Raw genomic sequence first — 405 nt, 5'->3', positions numbered from 1 at the left:
GTCGGACAGCGTCGCATGCAGATCCTTGTCCATGTGCGAACGCCTGCAAACCGTCTGCGGAAACGAATACTGAAAGAATTTGGCGCCCTTTTCGGACAGTTCGACAATCACCTTGCCGGCGCGCTCAATCAGTTCCGGCAGCATGGTCCCTGCGCACAACGCGTCGCCGAGCCCCTGGTCGGTCCACACAAGCACCGTCTTGTCGGAAATGTCTTCCCCCTGCCAGGCGGGAACGTCGAATTTCCGGTCATGCACCTTGGTGGCTTTGTCCTCGAACCGGGCTTTGTGCAATGCCCAGCCGTTTTCGAGATCACCATTTGCTAGATAGGCAAGAGAGAGATTCCAGTCGACCGTCTTGTTATTCGCCGGTGCGTGTTTCCGGGCATTTTTCAGCGTCTCCAGAGA

1 protein-coding gene is annotated in these 405 nt (G+C 56.8%); it reads right to left on the bottom strand.

What is annotated here, in order from left to right; all coding sequences use genetic code 11:
* Positions 1 to 405, bottom strand: a 405-nt coding sequence (locus FMN52_RS19775; RefSeq protein ID WP_205424870.1) for a hypothetical protein, incomplete at both ends; no start/stop codon positions are given.

The sequence above is a fragment of the Marinobacter sp. BW6 genome (genome assembly GCF_008107725.1).
Taxonomy (GTDB): domain Bacteria; phylum Pseudomonadota; class Gammaproteobacteria; order Pseudomonadales; family Oleiphilaceae; genus Marinobacter.
Note: the sequence above shows the minus strand (reverse complement) of the source record. Positions and strands in the feature narration are given on the sequence as shown.